The sequence below is a fragment of the Bacillus sp. AFS055030 genome (assembly GCF_002574545.1).
GTDB lineage: Bacteria > Bacillota > Bacilli > Bacillales > Bacillaceae_G > Gottfriedia.
In genome coordinates, this window is sequence record NZ_NUGT01000077.1 from 1 (window position 1) to 20,926 (window position 20,926).

Here is a 20,926-nt window from a genome sequence, read left to right on the forward strand (position 1 = left end):
CTCTATAGGGTACATTTTATAATCGGCTCATTCTTTTTATTTTTTACTAAATAGAAAAAAGGCTGCCAAAAAGTCATTGATTCCGACTTTTAGGACAGCCCTTACATTTTTCTTTTTAGATTATTTTAAAGGTCCACCAAGTTCAGCTAATTTAGCATCAAAGCCTTCAAATTTTTTGAAGTTTTCTTTGAATTTGTTTACTAATTCAAGAGCTTTTTGATCATAAGCTGATTTATCTTCCCATGTTGTTGATGGAACTAATACGCTATCAGGTACACCAGGTACATGAGTAGGAATTGCTAAACCGAAAAACTCATCTTGTGTAGTTTCAATATTGTTTAACTCACCTTCAAGTGCAGCGTGAACCATTGCTCTTGTGTAAGATAAGTTCATACGTTTACCTACACCGTATTCTCCACCAGTCCAACCAGTGTTTACTAAGAATACATTTACATTATGTTTTTCAATTTTTTCACCAAGCATTTTTGCATATTCTACAGCTGGAAGCGGTAAGAATGGTGATCCGAAACATGTAGAGAATGTTACTTGTGGAGAAGTAACGCCACGCTCAGTACCAGCTAATTTGCTTGTAAATCCGCTTAAGAAATGATACATTGCTTGCTCTTTTGTTAATTTACTGATTGGAGGTAATACTCCAAATGCATCAGCAGTTAAAAAGATAATCGCTTGTGGATGTCCAGCAACACTTGGCTCAATGATATTTTGAATTGCTTGCATTGGGTATGCAGCACGAGTATTTTCTGTTAAAGTTGTATCATCATAGTCAGCTAAACGGCTATCAGATTTAACAACAACATTTTCTAACACTGTACCAAATTTAATTGCAGAGAAAATTTGTGGCTCTTTTTCAAATGTTAAATTGATACATTTAGCGTAGCAACCGCCTTCAATATTAAATACACCATTATCTGACCAGCCGTGCTCATCGTCACCGATTAACTTACGGTCTGCATCTGCAGATAATGTTGTTTTACCAGTTCCTGATAATCCAAAGAATAATGCCACATCACCTTCACTACCAACGTTAGCAGAACAGTGCATTGGTAAAACATTATTTTGTGGTAATAGGAAATTCATAATTGAGAAGATCGATTTTTTCATTTCACCAGCATATTCCGTACCACCGATTAAGATTATTTTCTTCTCAAATGATATAATAACAAATGCCTCAGAATTTGTTCCATCTACCACTGGGTCTGCTTTAAATGTAGGAGCAGAAATAATTGTAAATTCTGATTCATGAGTTTGAAGCTCTTGCTCAGTTGGGCGAATAAATAATTGGTGAGCAAATAAGTTGTGCCATGCAAATTCGTTAATTACTTGGATTGGTAAACGATACTCAGTATCAGCGCCAGCAAATCCTTTAAATAAGAATAATTCGTTACGATCTTTTAAGTAGTTAAGTACTTTGCTATACAATTTTTCAAATACGTCAGCAGAGATTGGTTGGTTTACTGAACCCCAATCGATTAAATTTTCAACAGATGCCTCTTTAACAATAAATTTATCTTTAGGTGAACGTCCAGTATATTTACCTGTTGAAACGCTAACTGCTCCTGTTGACGTTAAAATGCCTTCTTGTCTTGTTAAAACTTTTTCAACTAATTCAGAAACGCTTAGTTGGTTATACATTTGATTACTAGTAAGTAATTCGTTTAATTCAAAGTTTACATCAACTGTCTTCATATACTAATACCATCCTTTAAATATAATTTGTCTGCCATGTAGGTATCTCGATAAATAGTATAACACATTTATTTTAATAGTGTATACTATTAGTTCGCAAAATGTGTTATGAATTTGATTAAAAAATTAATTTGAGTAAAATATACTTAATCTAAAGAAGAAATTTAGTAAATTGTAAGATAATAATTAGTAATTTCCCTTTAAATAGAAATGAATGTAGAAATTAAATTATTGTAGAATTATGTCTAAGTAAGTATGAAAATTGTTGACAAGAAAGTGAAATTTTAATATGATACTTTTCATACGGATACTCTCTTATCCCGAGTAGGTGGAGGGATACAGGCCCTACGAAGCCCAGCAACCTCACTTTTAGTGAAAGGTGCTGAACCTGATGCAAGACATTTTTTTATGTCTTGGACGATAAGAGCGAAAGGCAAATAACCAAGAACCCTTTCCTCATGTAATATTTGATAAGAGGAAGGCTTTTTTTTTGCTCAAAACTTAAATACAGTGGCAATTTCGTAATTTACACTGAGTTATCTTTATCTTAAATGGGAAACATAGGAATAGGAACAAACTTTTTATTCTTATGTTGAGAAAAAAGAGATCCGTCAATTCAATTTAGGAGGGGACTCAATGTCACAACGTCGTTTATTTACTTCAGAATCAGTTACAGAAGGACATCCAGATAAAATCTGTGACCAAATTTCAGATTCTATTCTTGATGCAATTTTAGCAAATGATCCGAATGCTCGTGTAGCAGCGGAAACTTCAGTTACAACAGGTTTAGTACTTGTTGCAGGTGAAATTACAACTTCTACTTATGTAGATATCCCAAAAATCGTTCGCGAAACTATCCGTGAAATCGGTTATGACCGTGCAAAATACGGATTTGATGCAGATACATGTGCAGTTTTAACTTCTATCGATGAGCAATCAGCAGATATCGCTCTAGGTGTAGACCAAGCGTTAGAAGCTCGTGAAGGTAGTATGACAGATGAAGAAATTGAAGCAATCGGTGCAGGAGACCAAGGTTTAATGTTCGGTTTTGCTGTAAATGAAACACCTGAATTAATGCCACTTCCAATTTCATTATCACACAAAATTGCTCGCCGCTTAACTGAAGTTAGAAAAAATGAAACAGTTTCTTACTTACGTCCAGACGGTAAAACTCAAGTAACAGTTGAGTATGATGAAAACAACAAACCAGTTCGTATTGATGCAATTGTTGTATCAACACAACATGGTCCAGAAGCTACTCAAGAACAAATTGAAAATGATATTAAAGAACTTGTAATTAAACCAGTAGTACCAGCTGAGTTAATTGATGAAAACACAAAATTCTTTATCAACCCAACAGGTCGTTTCGTAATCGGTGGACCTCAAGGGGATGCTGGTTTAACAGGTCGTAAAATTATTGTTGATACTTACGGTGGATATGCTCGTCACGGTGGTGGCGCATTCTCTGGTAAAGATGCAACTAAAGTTGACCGTTCTGCTGCTTATGCTGCACGTTACGTTGCGAAAAACATCGTAGCTGCTGGCTTAGCTGATAAAGCTGAAGTTCAATTAGCATATGCAATTGGTGTAGCTAAACCAGTTTCGATCGCGATTGATACTTTTGGTACAGGTAAAGTTTCAGAAGAAAAATTAGTTGAAGTAATTCGCAACAACTTCGATCTACGTCCAGCAGGAATTATTAAAATGCTTGACCTACGTCGTCCGATTTACAAACAAACTGCTGCTTATGGTCACTTTGGCCGTACAGATATCGATCTTCCTTGGGAGCGTACTGATAAAGCAGAAGTTTTAAAAACTGAAGCAGGTCTATAATAAAATGATTAAGGCTGAATATGGCATTTGCTATATTCAGTCTTTTTTGTTTTAGTTAGAATCACGCTGTTTTATTCTACATATAGGTATACTTAAAAATCATTTTTCATAGGTTTAAATGACTAAATTAAAGTTAGTAATGGAGGAACCTATGAAAGCGATTATATGTACAAAATATGGTCCACCAGAAGTTCTTCAAATAGCAGAAGTTGAAAAACCAAAAATAAAAGATAATGAAGTATTAATTAAAATACACGCAACAACTGTAACCGCGGGAGATGTAAAACTTAGAAGTTCCGATTTTCCATTTATGTATTGGCTGCTTTCACGTCTTATGTTTGGTCTTTCTAAGCCAAAAAATAAAATACCAGGTTGTGAGCTTGCTGGAGAAATAGTGACTGTTGGCAAAAATGTAAGAAAGTTTAAACCAGGTGATCAAGTTTTTGGTTATAGTGGATTTACTTTTGGGGCTAATGCCGAATATATAGCTTTACATGAGGAAAGTGTTCTAGCTAAAAAACCAATAAATATGTCGTTTGAGCAAGCGGCAGCAGTACCGGTTGGGGCGCTTACTGCATTACACTTCTTAAGAAGAAGTATTATACAAAATGGACAAAAAGTACTTATTTATGGTGCTTCAGGAAGTGTTGGAACATATGCAATTCAGCTAGCTAAATATTTTGGTACTGAAGTTACCGCATTATGTAGTACATCTAATTTAGAAATGGTAAAGACTTTAGGCGCAAATGAAGTAATTGATTATACAAATGAAGATCTTTCTAAAAGTAAGAAGACATATGATATTATTTTTGATACAGTAGGCAAAAGTTCGTTTTCTAATTGTAGAACATTGCTAAACAAAGATGGCGTCTATTTATTAAGTGCAGTTTGGAAGCTTTCGGTGTATTTTCAAGCATTATGGAGTAATTTGATTAGCCATAAAAAAACGATACTTGGTGTGGCAAATATGAACAAAGAAGATTTAAACTATATAAAAGCACTTATTGAAGCGGATAAGTTAAAAGCGGTTATTGACCGACAGTACACACTTGATCAAATTGTTGAGGCCCATCGTTACGTAGAAAAAGGGCATAAGAAGGGGAATGTCGTTATTAACATTCGGGGGAACTGAGTCAGTTATCGTCTTTGTAAACATCCTGGGTCATACAAAGAAACCCCTCAAAATGACCTTTTGAGGGATTTCTTTTATAGATTTTCATTTTGCTGTCTGATTTCTTCTCCAGCTAAAATTATATTGGCTGTTTCAATTTTACGGTGCTCATCCACGGAATGCCCTGGATCGAGATTATTAAGGTCTGCTTGTATTTTCATTTGCTCTTTTTTAATGAGGGGCTTATTTTTTTCGCTCAATTTTATTACCTCCATATTATATAGTAGAAAGTCGATGAAACTCACCTTTTTTTAGTCTTAACGAATTGACTAACTTCATACAACAATTTAGGAGTTGGATTTTTACTTGCTTAATTCATTCACCAATTTTTGAAAGGTGAAATAAGCAGGCTTAGGAGTATAATCGTCCTTCATTATTCCAAATTGATGAAATAAATCGTCTTTTGAACTATCAGCATCCCTTAAACCAAAAAATTCATAATGAGTAATATTTAGTTCCTGACAAAGTGAATAAACCGTTCGTACAATTTTCTCAAGCACATTTGATTGTTGCTCATATGATCTTTCAATTTGTATAAAAGGATTTTTCCCGGTTGGCCATCCGTTCTCTGTAATGTGGATTGGTAGAGTAGAAGGGAAACCATTACGATTTAAAGTTTCTCGAAATTTACGTAGTATATTTTCTACGGAAACAGCAACTTCCTCGATTTTTAATGGTTCCTCAAATACATCCACATAAAAATTATGACCTACATAATCAATTGAACGAATTAATTCGTCCCCACCAATTTTTATTAAATTTTCCCAAAAATGTGGAAGTGTCTTTTCTCCCTCAGGAACCGAGCCGAATCCAATTTTAATAGGCAAATTGCTTTTTTGGATTTCTTCTTTAGCAGTTAGAACGCCTTGTACTAGAGCTTCTAATACATATGGTTTAGAACCATCCATAAACAATAAGTTAGGCTCATTCGTGATTTGAATTGAATCAAGGAAGGTGCCATACTCTTTAATTACTTTACGAACAAAATTTAACCAATAATCAAGTGATAAACTTGGATCCATAAGGCAGCCAATTGTTAAATCACCTAATAAACCTGCGTTTTTATATCGATTTAGTGCGTTAAATACTTTTTCTTCTGTTTCAGGTCCCATATAAACAGCATACATTCTTGGCAAAAGCTGATTTGCATTACCTTTTAGCTCTTTAAGAGCAGAAGATATTTTTTCATAATTATCTTCAGGACCTATAGCTAATCCTATAGGTGTACCTGCTACGCTAAGGGGATAGATACCAAAAGTTAATCCAGTTGAATTCATCAAAAACACTCCTTTGTTAAATAGTAAATATATGTTTACTTATTAAGTTGATTTAACTAATTGATTTATGATATTATCAAATTGTAACGTGTAAATGATAAACTTTTATTTACTATATGTCAAATCAGAATTTTTTTCCTAGAAAGGTTCGTAATAAAATGAAAACAAATCCAAATCAAATAGCAGAGAAGTTTATCCAACTACTTCCTCTAGTTTTTAATAAGTTTAACAAGTCGGGTTCAAAAAATTCTTTAAAGAAAAAGCAGTCCGAGTTAACTCACTTACAAAGTCACATATTAGAAGAGTTGTTTCAAACAGTAGATGGAATTTCAATCACAGAGCTAGCTCAAAATATAAGCATTTCTAAACAGCAAATGACCCCATTAATTATGAAATTAGAAGAAAAAGAATATGTATCTAAAATTCAAGACCCGAATGATAAACGTAGTGTAAAAATTATTCTTACTGAAAAAGGGAAAAAAGTTGTCACAAAACGCTGGGAAGATTTTTATCATATTTTCTGTGAACGGATTGGTCAGCTTGATGAGGAAGACTTGCTTGATTTAGACTACTCAATGCACAAAATCATAAAAATCCTTGGGAAATTAGATTAGAGGTTGAGCACTTGTTATTGTTAAATCATGGAAATACTTGAACATTACTTACTAATCATTTATTATCTTTTTATATAACAACATAAAAAAATGTATAACCTCATTGATATGGTATGAGGGTCTCTACCAGGAACCGTAAAATCCTGATTACGAAAAAGAATGTAATTTTATTTACATCCTTCTTCGTAATCAGGATTTTTTTTATTTTACTTTCAATAACGAGGTTTCTTTACTACAAAAATTAGAATTGACTTAGGAGGAAAAAGAATGAAAACAGTCTATATAAATGCAACTTTTTTTACAATGGATCAAGATAATAATATCTTTGAAGAAGGTATGATGATTGTACAAGATCAAACGATTACCTATGTTGGAAATCATTCTGAAGAGCTAATGAAAAATGCAGATCAAGTAGTTAATCTTCAAGGAAAATGGGTAATGCCAGGATTTGTAAATACACATACTCATATTCTTATGACGCTTTTACGTGGTATTGGCGATGACATGCTGCTGAAGCCTTGGTTAGAAACTAAAATATGGCCAATCGAAAGACAATATACAACAGAAATTGCTTCAGTAAGTGCACAACTAGGTATTTTAGAAATGGTTAAGTCAGGAACGACAACATTTTCAGATATGTTTAACCCGAATGGACTCGATCCAAATGTTGTCATGGAGACGATTGGTGAAACTGGAATTAGAGGAGCATTTTCATATTCAATATTTAGCTTTGGAACGGAAGAAGAACAAAGATTGAATCTGAAAGGTGCTGAGCAATTTTCAAAAGACTATAAACTGTTTGCTGACGGCCGTTTAACAACGATGGTTGCACCTCATAGTCCTTACGCTTGTACACCAAAAGCACTAATCGAAAGTTCACGTATTGCAAAAGAAAATGATTTAATGATGCATATACATGTATCTGAAACAGACTATGAAATTCAAGATATAAAAGCTCGTTATTCAAACCGTCCTGTAGAACATCTTTGCAAATTAGGAGTATTTGATCAGCCGACAGTAATGGCTCACGGTGTAGTTCTAAATGATGAAGAAAGAGCGATCCTAAAAGAATATGATGTACGAGTTGCTCATAATCCAATAAGTAATTTGAAGTTAGGTTCTGGAGTTGCTGATGTGGTTAGTTTATTAGACGCAGGAGTAAAAGTAGGGATCGCAACGGATAGCACAGCATCTAATAACAATCTTGACATGTTTGAAGAAGTAAGAATAGCAGCATTGCTACAAAAGGGAATGTATAAAGATGCTACAAAATTCTCAGCGCAAACTGCATTAACTTTAGCTACACGAGGTGGCGCAGAAGCAATAGGAATGGGGCATACTGGCTCACTAGAAGCCAATAAAAAGGCAGACTTTATTACAATTTATCCATTTGATAAAGAGCATTTACAACCATTAAGTAATGCTTATTCACACTTACTATACGCTGCACGTGGAAGCGATGTATGTGATGTTTATATTGATGGGAAACAAATCGTAAAAGACCGCATTAGTCTAACAATTGACGAAGAAAAAGTAATCGCAGAAGTAAATCGATTACAAAGTAGATTTGCTTAAGAAACAGGAACAAAGAAGAGCAGGAAAGGATTGGCCTGCTCTTTCTAATTTAGAAGTATCGTTCATTAATGATTTTTAAGTGATGTAATTCATGGCCTGCGATAATATAAGCAATAGCACGAGGTGTCGTTGGGTGATTTAGGACAATTCCTTCATTTACTAATGTGTCAATTGATAAATTTTCAAGCATTGATAAAGTTGCTTGTCGAACTGTTTGAAATTCATTTATAAGTTGCTCTAGCTCAAGTCGGTTAAAATTTGCATAATCATTATAGGCATTCTCATCAAATGATGGTAAAGGAGTTTGATCTCCTCTTGCAATTGCCAATAGACGATAGCACATTATTCTCTCAGTATCTACTAAATGGCCAAGTACTTCCTTAATACTCCATTTTCCTTTTGCATATCGGTAGTCAGATTTTTCTTTCGGGATGGCTTTAAAAAAACTGATTGATTCCTCTAATTGCCTCCTCAAAATAGTTTGTAAGTCACCTTCAGGAACTAGTTCAATATAACCTCTAAAGTGTGGGTTATATTCGTTTGAATAGGGTCTTGCCATCATCATTAATCACCTCAAAGTTTTTTTAAAGATTAAAAAAGCATAGTACAATAAGAAAATTATATATTATGGTAAAATTAAGTAAATAGAAGTTTGAAAAATAAAAATATTATGGATGATCCGATGTGGATGATTTAGTAAAATTGATTAGCTATGAAATGAGGGAGTAATAATGGAGATTAAAGGAATCAATCATTTGTTATTTTCAGTATCTAATCTTGAAACAGCAATTAATTTTTATAGAAACGTATTTGATGCAACGCTCCTAGTAAAAGGCAGAACAACAGCCTATTTTGATTTAAATGGAATTTGGCTTGCTTTAAATGAAGAAAAGGATATTCCTAGAAATGAAATTCACCATTCATATACTCATATGGCTTTTACGATAGACGAAGACTCCTTTGAAAAAATGTATGATAAATTAGTTCAACTTAAGGTGAATATATTAAATGGACGAGAAAGAGATAAACGAGATAAAAATTCAATTTATTTTACTGATCCAGATGGACATAAATTCGAATTTCATAATGGTACCATGCGAGATCGAATTGAATATTATAAGCAAACAAAGCCCTATATGGATTTTTATAGTTAGTTGCAGGGTAGAAAGTTTTTATAAAAAATATCTTGAAATAGAGATATTTTTTGATACAATATACTTAAGAGATCGGTAAAATGAATGATAAAAATATTAATTTACAGTTAAAATAATAAGATATCTAGATGAGGTATTCTTTGTATAATATCTCGAATTAAAGATAAAATAAAAGGAGCGATATACTATGTTCGAAAAAATCAATAGTAAACAATTAGGTCACGCTGATCACGGTTGGTTAAAAACAAATTACCATTTTTCATTTGCAAATTATTATGATCCAAGTAATACGAACTTTGGCGTATTAAGAGTATTAAATGATGATTTAATTAAACCATACAGAGGGTTCGGTACTCATCCACATAGTGATATGGAAATTATAACATATGTAATTAATGGGAAATTAACTCACGCTGATAGTATGGGAAATAAACATGAAATTGGACGTGGTGATGTACAGTACATGAGTGCAGGTACTGGTGTGTATCATAGTGAACATAATATGGGTAGGGATTTATTAAGATTAATTCAATTATGGATTATTCCTGATAAAGCAGGTCATACCCCAAATTACGGTGATTTACTATCAGATTGGGAAAAAAGAGAAGGAAAATGGTATCATATGGTATCTCCAGTTGAAGGGAGTGCCCCAATTAAAATTCACCAAGATGCAAATATTTACTCGCTTGCATTAAATGATAATGATGAAATTACTTTTGAAATGAACGAGGGTCGACAAGCGTATTTAGTCCTATTGGAAGGAAATGCGATTGTGAATGGAGAACGATTGGAAGCTAGTGATGCTGCAAAAATAATTGAAGAAGATATTAAAATACAATCAAAAGATTTTTCACATTATTTAGTAGTAGAAATGAAAAAATAATAGATGAAATTATCTATTTATTGGAGGATTAAGGAATGAAAACAAGTATTAAATGGGATGGCAAGTTAGCTTTTTCAGGAATTGCACCATCTGGCCATGAGATAAAAATGGATACTGCCGAGTCTTTAGGTGGAGAGAATAGCGCACCCACGCCAGTTGAACTTTTATTAAATGCAGTCGCTGGATGTACAGCGATTGATATCGTATTAATCCTTGAAAAAATGAGATTAAAACTAACCTCATTTGAAATTGAAGTAAATGGTGAACGAGCTGAGGAGCACCCTAAGCGATTTACTGACATTCATTTGCATTATATTTTAGGTGGAGAGTTAGATACAGAAAAAGTTCGAAAAGCGATTAAATTATCAAAGGATAAATATTGCTCAGTAGCTCATTCTTTAAACGCTAACATAACAGCAAGTTTCACTTTAAATGGATCAAAGGATGATGAAGTACTGTAATTAAAATAGCTGTCTCTTGAGGTGAAATTACTTTTTGAGGCAGCTTTTTTTATTGCAAATCAAAAAACCAGCACAATGCTGGTTTTATGACTTACTCTTCATTATCTAATTGTTTTTTTACATAAGTAGGGAGCATAAAGCACCCAACATGTAGGTCTGTATTATAATATTTTGTTTCGATTCCTAACTTATTCCATTCATCGGCTTTAATGTCTTTAATTGGGTCGTATTTTTTTGAAGCAAAACCGAATAACCAATGTCCAGATGGATAAGTTGGCATATGGAATTGATAAACTCTTGAGATCGGAAAAGTTTCTTTAATTTTGGAATGAGCACGTTTCATTTCATGTGCGTAACTAGCGTAATATGGACTTTCATGCTGGTTAATTAATATACCTTCTTCACTTAATACTCGTTTGCAATTGTTATAAAAAGCAACTGTAAAAAGTCCTTCACCAGGTCCAATCGGATCAGTTGAATCTACCAAAATTAGATCGTAATAACCTTCATCAGCTTCTTGTACGAACTTTAGTCCATCTTCAAAATATAATGTTAATCGATTATCTTGATCTAATTTAGAAGCTGTTAAAGGTAAGTATTGTTGGCATAGTCTAACTACTCGCTCATCAATTTCTACCATATCAACAACTTCCACACCTGGATAACGTAGTACTTCACGAGCAGTACCACCATCACCCCCACCGATAATTAGCACTTTTTTTATGGTTGGATTAACAGCCATTGATACATGCGTTATCATATCGTGGTAGATAAACTCATCCTTTTCAGTCACCATCATATAACCATCAAGAGTAAAGAATGTTCCAAATGTTTCACTTCTAAAGAAATCGATTTGTTGAAACTCACTTTTTTCAGAATGAATATGTTCTTGAACCTTTATGGAAAACTTCGTATCTTCTTGGTGATTCTCCGTATACCATAAATCCATTAAATTTTCCTCCAAACTTCGATCGACGACTTTTATTATATAAGGATCGTCATCATCGTTGATTGTGATCGTTCCTTCTTCTTTTAAATAAAGATAATGCTGAATCAATTCTGTAGAAATTAGTTCACCAGGTATACAAAGAGGGATACCAGGAGGGTAAATCATGATTGATTCACCACTAATTAATCCACTAGCATCATGAATTGAAATAATACGTTTTGGATGATAGTACGCCTCTCTAGGAGTCATGACCATTTTAGGGTTTTTTAATGCAACACTTATATCTGTATCAAGTTTTGGAAGTTTACCGTAATATCGGTCACTAATATCTCTTAAGGCATCAATTAATGTTTGAATGGTCTGTTCATTATCACCTAGCGAGATAATTGCTAAAATGACATTCGGTTCGGCAAGTTCGATTTGAATTTTATATTCTTCTGCAAGCATGTCGTATACTTTAAAACCAGACATTCCTAATTCTGAAACTTTAACAACGAGTTTTAACTCATCGTAATCGAATACCCCAACTCCATTTTGATATGAATCTCGCGTAATACATTTTAATCCTTTTATGGAATTAATTTCTTTTTTAGCTTTTCTCGTTAAATTGAGTAATTTTTCGAATCGCTCATGTCCTTCTAAAACTAATTTCTTTCTTGCAACATCAATAGAACACATAAGTAAATAGGAAGCAGATGTTGTTTGAAATAAATTAATGGTAGATCGGACCCTATTTTTAGTAATGATCCCATCATTATGTAGTAGAACGGATGCTTGTGTTAAGGCACCACCAGTTTTATGCAAACTAAGGGTAACAAGGTCAGCACCAAGAAGGGCAGCATTAGTTGGTAAATCAGGGTGAAACGAAAAGTGAGCACCATGGGCTTGGTCTACTAAAACAGGAATCCCCCTAGAATGACCGATGTCGATAATTTGTTTTAAATCTGAAGTTGCTCCAAAATAAGTTGGATTTATAATAAGGATGGCTTTAACATCCGAATTTAAATCTAGGGCATGGAGAACAGATTTTACTGAAACGCCATTTACAATTCCATACTCATAATCGATTTCTGGTTCGATAAATACTGGTTTAGCACCCGCTAAGATTAATGCATTGATTGCGGATTTATGTACATTCCTTGGCAGGAGAATTTTATCTCCTTGTTCAAGTGCGCTCATAATCATATATTGAACACCAGAAGTCGAACCATTTACTAACATATAAGCGTTATCTGAATGAAAGGCATCGGCTAATAAAGTTTCGGCTTCTTGGATGACACCAGTTGGATGCGATAAGTTATCAACACGCTTTGAAGAATTGACATCCATTTTAAGAGCCATATCACTCCAAAGCTCTCTTAATTCCTCGAGTGAATTACCTCTTTTATGCCCGGGAACATCAAAGCTTGTAATATCTTCCTTAGCATAACGGACTAATTCAGTTAAAAGCGGTGTTTTACTATGATCCATCATCCATCAATATCCTCCGCATCAGGACCATTCCATAAATTTTTACCGTAAAAGATTTCATCCATCTCATACTTCACTTTTTCTTCTATTTGTGAAATTTCATCCGCGTCTAATTTATCTTTTGTGTAGCCAAAAAGATAATTATCTAAATTAAATTGTTTCAACTTACATTTCGTATGAAAAATATTTTCTTGAAACACATTCACATCAATCATTTGATACATATCCTTTATTTTTTGAGGAATGTAATTTTGAATTGAGTTTATATCATGATCAATAAATAATTTATAACCACTAACATCACGAGTAAATCCGCGAACACGATAATCAATTGTCATTATATCGGCATCAAATTGATGAATTAAATAATTTAAAGCTTTTAAAGGAGAAATTTCTCCACAAGTAGATACGTCGATGTCTGCTCTGAACGTACTAATTCCATCATCCGGATGATATTCTGGGTAAGTATGGACAGTAATATGACTTTTATCTAATGCTGCAACTACTAGTTCCGGTAATGGACCAGGTGATTCGGAAAAAGTTTCAGATGAAGGGTTATCAACCGGACCTTCTGAAACGAGAATTGTAACGCTTGCTCCTTGAGGATCGTAATCTTGTTTTGCAATATTTAAAATGTGAGCTCCAATGATATGTGTAACCTCGGTTAAAATTTTTGTTAAACGATCAGCATTATATTGTTCATCGATGTACTGAATATAAGCTTCACGTTCTTCTTTCGTTTTTGTAAAGCAAATATCATACATATTAAAACTTAAAGATTTCGTTAAGTTATTAAAACCATAGAGTTGAAAATTATTTGACGATGAAATATTCATCTAATGTCCTCCTAATTTTACAAAGTAAAAAAGTACGTACGAAAAAGTAAAAGCGACCGTACAATAGTCGCTAGTGTAACTACTCAATATATATTGTTTGTTTTTGAATTATGCATTATTCACATAAGTTGATGAATGAGGAATTACTGATTGATAATGTTTTTTTTATATTGTTTTAAATGTTCAGAAGAAACAAATCGTTAAACCTTCTCCTCCTTACAAATGATAGATAAAAAATTTTGAAAAAAATGTAGTAAATATACCAAGTAAAATTCCGAAAAACACATCTGTTGGATAATGCAAGCCAAGATATATTCGAGAGAAAGAAACAAACAAAACTAAAGGAAGTAAAATAAATGTTGTAAATGGTATATAAATGATAATAGGAAGTGCGACAGAAATAATTGCCGTTGTATGACCTGAAGGGAAGGAGTGATCTTTTAAAGGATTTTTTAGCACAAAAGTACCTTCTAGTCTAAGATAAGGTCTTTTACGTGGATAAAAACGTTTAAGAAAATGAACAGGAATATGGCTAAGGCAAAGGGTACAGCAACATAAGATTGATGCTTCATGCAATTCACCTTTGGAATATAGTAATAAAATAAAAGCTGATGCAATTGTAAAAGTAGCACCACCAAGATGGGTAATCGTACGAAAGAAAAAATTTAAGTAACGCCTATGGAATAATGAATTGACACGATAAAACAGTTGGCATTCATATGTGTGTATCTTTTGAAGAATTGCGCTCATTTTTCATCCTCCATTTTGGTGATATTTGTAATTTCATTATAAAAAGGGTTTATGAATTTAAATAGAAGCTTATGTAAATGAATAATTTAGATATGTAAATTTTAATTAAACGAATCGGAATGATGAAGATTAAGGTATTAGTACAATCAGTTCTATACAAAGTGCAATAAAAAAAGAGAAGGCTCGGATTCCTTCTCAGTTTCAAACAAAGCTAAAAATTTATTTAGACAGATTTTCTTCTTCTACTTTTTTATAGTATTGTCCTTTTTCGACATATTCTCTACGAATTCGATCCATATCAGCGATGTCTTCCTCTGTTAATTCACGTACTACTTTAGCAGGCCTACCAAAAGCTAATGTGTTAGGAGGTATTACTTTTCCGCCTGGAACTAAGCTGCCTGCACCAATCATTGCACCTTCACCAATTACTGCACCGTCTAAAACGATCGAACCCATGCCAACTAATGCATTCTTTTTAACTGTACAACTATGTAAAATAACACTATGTCCAATTGTTACGCCATCTTCTAAAATTAGAGGGCATTTTGGACTTTGATGAAGAACAGATAAATCTTGAACATTTACATCATTTCCAATGATTGTATCATTAACATCGCCACGAATGACTGCACCAAAAAACACACTACTATTTGCTCCAATTGTGACAGAACCAGTAACAGTTGCAGTTGAAGCGATAAAAGCTGATGGTTCGATTTTGGGTTGTTTCCCTTTGTATGGTAATATCATACTATACCGTTGCCAAGTATATAAAAATGGTGATTGTTTAGCTAAAATTGTCTATACAACAAGGCAACATAGTTCACCTCCATAATATTTACTTCAATATGAGTATAACTTATTTTAACAATATGGTAATTAATGAAAAATAGGGAGGAGTGAAAAAATGTCACTACCTAAAAATCCGATACAATTAATGCCGAAAGTTTATAAAGCTGTTTTTCCTTTAGTGCATCAGGAATTAGACTATTGGAGAAATTTTGCAACGACAATCCCAGATCCAGAACTTAGAAAACAAGCATTAATGAGTATTGATACAAAAACATTCCATTGTGAAGGTGGTGCAATTTTAGCATTACTTTCTGAAAAAAATTTAAAACCAGTAATAGAGTTTATCGTTGCATATCAAACAATTAGTGATTACTTAGATAATTTATGCGATCGTAGTACTTCGCTTGATCCAGTTGATTTTGAAGCACTACATGAGTCAATGATTGATGCAGTAAAATGTCAAAAATCAGACCAAATGTATTATCGCTTCCGTGAAGAACAAGATGATGGTGGATATTTACGTGCACTAGTTTCAAAGTGTCATAGTAGTTTAAATCAATCAAAGCATTATGAGGGAATTAAAGAGTACTTAGTTCAGCTTGCTGATTATTATTGTAAGTTACAAATACATAAGCATGTAAAAAAAGAAGAGCGAGTTCCTAGATTAACAAATTGGTTTGAAAAATATCAACCAGAGCTTTCTGATTTAGAATGGTATGAATTCTCTGCATGCGCAGGTTCAACTCTTGGGATTTTTTGTTTAGTTTCTTATTCATTTAACGAAGAAATTTCTGAAAATTTATTTCAACAAGTATATAAGAGTTATTTCCCATATGTACAAGGACTTCATATACTACTAGATTATGTAATAGATCAAAAGGAAGACGAAGAAGGCGGGGATTTAAATTTCTGCAGTTATTACCCTTCAAAAGATGTTATGTTAAATAGGATTAAGTATTTTTCAGCTAAAAGTGATCAGGCCTTAAAAGATTTAAAAGACTATCGCTTTCATCGAATGATCTGTCAAGGATTGCTAGGCATTTACTTGGCCGATAAAAAAATGGCAGGACCAGACGAGATGAAAAAAATCAGAAGAGGGATAGTTAAGAACGGTGGCTTAACATCATTCTTTTTTTACGGAAATGCTAAGTTATACTTTAAATTAAAAGAGTTAAAGGCGAGCAATAGAAGAGTGAAGGAATCAGTTTAAAAAAGAATATGTAGGTAATCACGAAAAAAAGGGATGCCCCAAGAAGTTTATACTTTTTGGGACATCCTCTTTTAATTTACAGCTTTACTTTTCTCAGTGAAAAATAACTTCATTAGTGGAGGCGTTACAATAGTTGTGACTAGTACGACTAGAACAAGGATCGCAAACAATTCCTTGCTTAAAAGATTATTTGCTAAACCAGTTGATGCCATAATCAGTGCGACTTCTCCGCGTGATACCATTGCGGAACCAATTCCTAGTGAATTTTTAGTTGGAAATCCCGCCAGTTTTGCGCCTAATGCTCCACCAATTAGTTTCGTTAAGATTGCGATTATACTTAATATAATAATCGTCGGAAACGAATGACTTAGCCCCGTAAATTGAACTGATACACCTATTAAAGTGAAAAACACAGGTACAAATACAGAGTAAGCAATCGTTTCGACCTTTTCAAAAACCTCTTGTTTAAATTTAGTGACGGATATCGAAATTCCTGCGATATAAGCACCAATGATTGCAGCAATACCTGTTTGGTCTGCAAAGGCTGAGAATAAAAAGCAAATGATTAAAGCTGCAGAGATTAGTGTTTCTGAAACGTTTAGTTTTATAAACTTTTTTAGGAACCAAGGTACAATCTTCCATCCGATTAGTATGGCAAAAGTAAAAAAGATAAACTTTTTAAATAAAAGTATTGGTAAACTAACGGCGCTACCACTCAAACTCATAACAAATGCTAATGCTATGATGACAACAATATCATCAATTACCGCAGCTCCTAAAATTGTGGCCCCATCTTTAGTTTTAAGTTTCCCCATTTCTTTTAATGTAGCAACAGAAATACTTACACTAGTTGCAGAGAGAATCAGCCCTAAAAAAATAGCTTCATATTGACTTAAGTTTATGGAGATTCCATAAAGATAACCCGAGAATAATGGGAAGAGGATCCCCAGTACTCCTACATAAGAAGAAGCTTTACCAGTTCGTTTAAATTCATTTAAATCAGTCTCTAAACCTGCAATAAACATAAGTAAAATGACACCAATTTCACTCATTTCTTGTAAAGTTTCTGTTTCAGTAATGATTCCAAGTACTGCTGGACCTAGGATGATCCCTATTAATAACTTCCCTAAAACAGCAGGTTGACCAAGTTTTGTACTTAAATCCCCAAAAATTTTAGAGGCAATTAAAATAATCACAAGTTGTACATAAAGCATAAGTTCATCTCCCATCAGAATGCATAAAAAAAGAGCCTGTAACGATAGGGTAAGTAAATAATTACATACTTATCCCTATGTGACAGGCTCCTCCGAACAATGCATTAAATTTATTTTAAGTATAAACTAAAAATGAATTAGAAAACAAGGTTAAGTTTAATTTGGTAATAGATCAATAGAAACTTAGTTTAATAGAATTAATAAAGTAAGCGAAATAAAATAAGCGAAATGAATAAGTATAAACGAAATAGCACTTTTAATTTTTCGAAAAAACAGCAAATATTTTATGAAAAATGAGTGTGCATAAATTAATAGCATACTCCCGAAGAAACCATAAAAATACCCATAAATTACCCAAAGAGTCATCTGATTTACTTGTGAAGTTTCTGTATGAAATACTCTATATAATGATACAAGGTAAAAAACTGACCAGAAATTGATGAACGCAATGAATCCAATTAATAATAATATCCAATTCGAATTTCGTAAAATGAACTGAAAAACTTTACGAAATAGTTTATTCAAATTGTTTAGGTTTGTAGTCAACTCTTCACGCCCCTAAAGTTGGTTTATCTCAATCAACTACAAATTGGTTTGTATAAACAAATCAATTAAGTGGTTATATCTTTACATAATATTCAATTAATTCCATGAATACGCCGTAATTAGATATTATTAATAATTTTTTGTGGATTTTTATAGATTCAGTTATTAGGTAAGGAAATTTAACTTTGGTCTGTTTATAGAACTTCTTAAGAAAACATGTAATTTAAACAAAAAAAAGCCCCACTAAGTAAAGTTACTTAAGGGGCGCTTGTTATGTTAATTTTTAGTTGGTTCAATTTGAGTAAATATATCTCGATGAACTTTTTTCATTTCTTCAAAAAATTGCTCACGTTTAATATTATTATTGTCTAATATTTCTTTAAATGAATTTGTTTTATTTTTTTGAGCGATGATATTTTCCAATGGTTTATTTGAAAGTTTTGATACCACTGCAATAAATATTAATTTCTTCATTTTCAATTTATGTTGCTCAACAATTTTATTTAATTTAGCTTCAGGTTGGTTTAAGTATTTGGATAGATACTTAACAACCTCTTTTTTGTGCTTTTCTAACATTTTATGTGCCTTGTGGTGATGATGATGTCTATGATGTTCACCATGATCTGTTGTAGCATCATGGTCATGATGTGGATGAACATAATAATTTGCTGCTGCGTTTGTTTCGGCATTTACAGCAATTGTGTTTAGTGTAAAGAGACTAACTACTGCACCCGCAAAAATAGCTTTTTTCATTTTGAAAACCTTCTTTCTTTTTTTTGATTTTTTTATCTTTACCAATTTTCCAAGAAAAATTTACCATTAATTAATTTTTAATGATTTTTTAAGGTATTTATAATTATTAAGAAGAGGCAATTGTACTGTTGATAAAATTGAGGACAAAAAAAACTGTCTTTAAATAGACAGTTTTTTCTTAAGCTCTTTTTTCAATAGCTAATATAAAAGGAGGGTTATTTGCTTGATTAATAAATCGATAAGTTAATACATGTGCCAAGTCTTGAGGGATGTTTTGAGCAAAGTTCATTAATGCATCTTTTTCAATTTCTCCGCCTTCATGACCATGGTATATCACAACTACGATAATCCCTTCTGGGGCCATCATTTCAAGTATTTGTTCTATTGCTGAGATGGTTGACTCGGGTACTGTGACAACTGATTTATCACTACCAGGTAAATAACCAAGATTAAAAATAGCACCTTTTAATTTCTCGTGTAATGAAGCTGGAATTACTTTGTTTACTTCTGCATGACTTTTTTGAAAAAGTGTAACTCGCTTGCTTAAATTTTCATTATTTATTTTTTCAGTCGTCTTTTGAATAGCTAATTCTTGGATATCGAATCCATATACATGACCAGTTTCTCCAACCAATTTTGCTAAAAATACTGTATCATGACCATTACCTATTGTGGCATCGATGGTAATATCGCCTTCTTTAACTGTTGACTGAAGAAGCTTTCTAGCATACGGTAAAATACGATCTAGTATCATGTTAATTGTACTCGATTTTTTGCGAATTTACCTTGCCAGCTATTTCTACGTTCGAATTCACGATCAATTGCGTTTAATACTTCCCATTTTTTTAAGCTCCACATTGGTCCGATTAATAAGTCAGGTGGACCGTCTCCAGTAATACGGTGTACGATTACATCACTTGGAATGATTTCAAGCTGATCAACGACTAAGTTAATATAAGCGTCAAAATCCATGAATTCAACTAGTCCTTTTTCATATTGCTTCATCATTGCAGTACCTTTTAAAAGGTGAAGTAAGTGAATTTTAATTCCTTGAATATCAAGCTTTGCAACTTCCATCGCCGTTTCCATCATCATTTCTGGCGTTTCAAGAGGTAATCCGTTAATTATATGTGAACAAATACGGATGTTGTGCTTCCTTAATTTTTCTACGCCTTCTACGTAAGTTTTATAATCGTGTGCACGATTAATAATATTAGCAGTTTTTTCGTGAACGGTTTGTAATCCTAATTCAACCCATAAATAAGTTCGTTTATTTAAATCAGCAAGATATTCAACAACATCATCTGGTAAACAATCCGGTCTTGTTGCGATTGATAAACCGACTACGCCTTCTTGCTCTAATATTGGTTCGAACTTTTGTTTTAATACTTCAACTGGTGCGTGAGTATTTGTGTAAGCTTGGAAATAGCCTAAGTATTTTCCGTTTTGCCATTTCTCATGCATTTTATCTTTTATTTTATGAAATTGAGTTACAACATCCTCAGCTCGATCACCTGCAAAGTCGCCCGAACCAGATGCGCTACAAAAAGTACAACCTCCAAACGCAACTGTACCATCCCTATTTGGACAATCAAATCCAGCATCAATCGAAACTTTAAATACTTTTTCGCCAAATTGTTGTCTTAAATGATAATTCCATGAATGATATCTTTTATGATCTATTGTATATGGAAAAGGATTGTTTTTTGTCATTCCTCATCCCTCCCTTAATTT

At 33.0% G+C, this 20,926-nt stretch carries 20 protein-coding genes and 2 riboswitches; of the genes, 8 read left to right on the forward strand and 12 right to left on the reverse strand.

Annotated features, from left to right (window positions below; all coding sequences use genetic code 11):
* Window positions 1-120: 120 nt before the first annotated feature.
* Complete coding sequence (gene pckA, locus CN925_RS16035) at window positions 121-1,707, reverse strand: phosphoenolpyruvate carboxykinase (ATP) (RefSeq protein WP_098847369.1); 1,587 nt, start codon at window positions 1,705-1,707, stop codon at window positions 121-123.
* Window positions 1,708-2,019: 312 nt separating this feature from the next.
* A riboswitch (SAM riboswitch) is annotated at window positions 2,020-2,134 on the forward strand.
* A gap of 209 nt (window positions 2,135-2,343) precedes the next feature.
* Between pckA and metK the strand changes: the two genes are divergently transcribed.
* Both metK and CN925_RS16045 read left to right on the forward strand, forming a co-directional pair.
* Window positions 2,344-3,540: a methionine adenosyltransferase gene (metK, locus tag CN925_RS16040; RefSeq protein ID WP_098847372.1), complete on the forward strand. Its 1,197-nt coding sequence runs from the start codon at window positions 2,344-2,346 to the stop codon at window positions 3,538-3,540.
* A gap of 151 nt (window positions 3,541-3,691) precedes the next feature.
* Entirely contained in the window at window positions 3,692-4,672 is a 981-nt protein-coding gene (locus CN925_RS16045; RefSeq protein ID WP_098847374.1) for an NAD(P)-dependent alcohol dehydrogenase, read from the forward strand.
* Between the two features lie 74 nt (window positions 4,673-4,746).
* On the opposite strand, the gene CN925_RS21370 is transcribed toward CN925_RS16045, so the two are convergent.
* Together CN925_RS21370 and CN925_RS16050 are read right to left on the reverse strand one after the other, a co-directional pair.
* On the reverse strand, window positions 4,747-4,911 hold the full coding sequence (locus tag CN925_RS21370; protein ID WP_180232989.1) for a hypothetical protein: 165 nt from the start codon (window positions 4,909-4,911) through the stop codon (window positions 4,747-4,749).
* Between the two features lie 102 nt (window positions 4,912-5,013).
* Window positions 5,014-5,988, reverse strand: coding sequence for a glycoside hydrolase family protein (locus tag CN925_RS16050; RefSeq protein ID WP_098847376.1), 975 nt, complete (start codon window positions 5,986-5,988; stop codon window positions 5,014-5,016).
* 158 nt (window positions 5,989-6,146) lie between these two features.
* On the opposite strand from CN925_RS16050, the gene CN925_RS16055 reads away from it, so the two are divergent.
* Window positions 6,147-6,602 carry a MarR family winged helix-turn-helix transcriptional regulator gene (locus tag CN925_RS16055; protein ID WP_098847377.1) on the forward strand — a complete coding sequence of 152 codons (456 nt, stop codon included), beginning with the start codon at window positions 6,147-6,149 and terminating at the stop codon, window positions 6,600-6,602.
* A gap of 70 nt (window positions 6,603-6,672) precedes the next feature.
* A riboswitch (purine riboswitch) is annotated at window positions 6,673-6,772 on the forward strand.
* A 97-nt stretch (window positions 6,773-6,869) separates the two neighbouring features.
* Window positions 6,870-8,177, forward strand: a complete 1,308-nt coding sequence (locus CN925_RS16060) for an amidohydrolase family protein (protein WP_098847380.1) — start codon at window positions 6,870-6,872, stop codon at window positions 8,175-8,177.
* Window positions 8,178-8,226: 49 nt separating this feature from the next.
* On the opposite strand, the gene CN925_RS16065 is transcribed toward CN925_RS16060, so the two are convergent.
* Entirely contained in the window at window positions 8,227-8,736 is a 510-nt protein-coding gene (locus tag CN925_RS16065; RefSeq protein WP_286138420.1) for a DinB family protein, read from the reverse strand.
* Window positions 8,737-8,908: 172 nt separating this feature from the next.
* On the opposite strand from CN925_RS16065, the gene fosM reads away from it, so the two are divergent.
* From fosM to CN925_RS16080, 3 genes are all read left to right on the forward strand, one after another.
* Complete coding sequence (gene fosM / locus CN925_RS16070; RefSeq protein ID WP_098847385.1) at window positions 8,909-9,331, forward strand: FosM family fosfomycin resistance protein; 423 nt, start codon at window positions 8,909-8,911, stop codon at window positions 9,329-9,331.
* Between the two features lie 187 nt (window positions 9,332-9,518).
* Window positions 9,519-10,214: a pirin family protein gene (locus tag CN925_RS16075; RefSeq protein ID WP_098847387.1), complete on the forward strand. Its 696-nt coding sequence runs from the start codon at window positions 9,519-9,521 to the stop codon at window positions 10,212-10,214.
* Between the two features lie 35 nt (window positions 10,215-10,249).
* Window positions 10,250-10,675, forward strand: a complete 426-nt coding sequence (locus tag CN925_RS16080) for an OsmC family protein (RefSeq protein ID WP_098847389.1) — start codon at window positions 10,250-10,252, stop codon at window positions 10,673-10,675.
* A gap of 91 nt (window positions 10,676-10,766) precedes the next feature.
* Here CN925_RS16080 and speE read toward each other — a convergent pair whose 3' ends face one another.
* From speE to CN925_RS16105, 4 genes are all read right to left on the reverse strand, one after another.
* The gene (speE, locus tag CN925_RS21475; protein WP_218937235.1) at window positions 10,767-13,097 is read right to left on the reverse strand and encodes a polyamine aminopropyltransferase; all 2,331 of its coding nucleotides are present in this window, start codon (window positions 13,095-13,097) and stop codon (window positions 10,767-10,769) included.
* Entirely contained in the window at window positions 13,094-13,930 is an 837-nt protein-coding gene (speD, locus tag CN925_RS16095) for an adenosylmethionine decarboxylase (RefSeq protein WP_098847391.1), read from the reverse strand. The genes speE and speD overlap by 4 nt, the downstream gene beginning before the upstream one ends.
* A gap of 216 nt (window positions 13,931-14,146) precedes the next feature.
* On the reverse strand, window positions 14,147-14,680 hold the full coding sequence (locus CN925_RS16100) for a phosphatase PAP2 family protein (protein WP_098847393.1): 534 nt from the start codon (window positions 14,678-14,680) through the stop codon (window positions 14,147-14,149).
* A gap of 219 nt (window positions 14,681-14,899) precedes the next feature.
* Complete coding sequence (locus CN925_RS16105; protein WP_098847395.1) at window positions 14,900-15,427, reverse strand: gamma carbonic anhydrase; 528 nt, start codon at window positions 15,425-15,427, stop codon at window positions 14,900-14,902.
* A gap of 157 nt (window positions 15,428-15,584) precedes the next feature.
* Here CN925_RS16105 and CN925_RS16110 point away from each other — a divergent pair, with 157 nt between their 5' ends.
* Entirely contained in the window at window positions 15,585-16,679 is a 1,095-nt protein-coding gene (locus tag CN925_RS16110; RefSeq protein WP_098847397.1) for a tetraprenyl-beta-curcumene synthase family protein, read from the forward strand.
* A gap of 71 nt (window positions 16,680-16,750) precedes the next feature.
* On the opposite strand, the gene CN925_RS16115 is transcribed toward CN925_RS16110, so the two are convergent.
* From CN925_RS16115 to mnmL, 4 genes are all read right to left on the reverse strand, one after another.
* Complete coding sequence (locus CN925_RS16115) at window positions 16,751-17,893, reverse strand: cation:proton antiporter (protein ID WP_098847399.1); 1,143 nt, start codon at window positions 17,891-17,893, stop codon at window positions 16,751-16,753.
* A gap of 822 nt (window positions 17,894-18,715) precedes the next feature.
* On the reverse strand, window positions 18,716-19,192 hold the full coding sequence (locus tag CN925_RS16125; protein ID WP_098847403.1) for a hypothetical protein: 477 nt from the start codon (window positions 19,190-19,192) through the stop codon (window positions 18,716-18,718).
* Between the two features lie 178 nt (window positions 19,193-19,370).
* Window positions 19,371-19,946, reverse strand: a complete 576-nt coding sequence (mnmM, locus tag CN925_RS16130; RefSeq protein ID WP_098847405.1) for a tRNA 5-(aminomethyl)-2-thiouridylate-methyltransferase MnmM — start codon at window positions 19,944-19,946, stop codon at window positions 19,371-19,373.
* Window positions 19,943-20,905 carry a tRNA modification radical SAM protein MnmL/YtqA gene (gene mnmL, locus CN925_RS16135; protein ID WP_098847407.1) on the reverse strand — a complete coding sequence of 321 codons (963 nt, stop codon included), beginning with the start codon at window positions 20,903-20,905 and terminating at the stop codon, window positions 19,943-19,945. Before mnmL ends, mnmM begins: the two co-directional genes overlap by 4 nt.
* Between the last annotated feature and the right edge of the window lie 21 nt (window positions 20,906-20,926).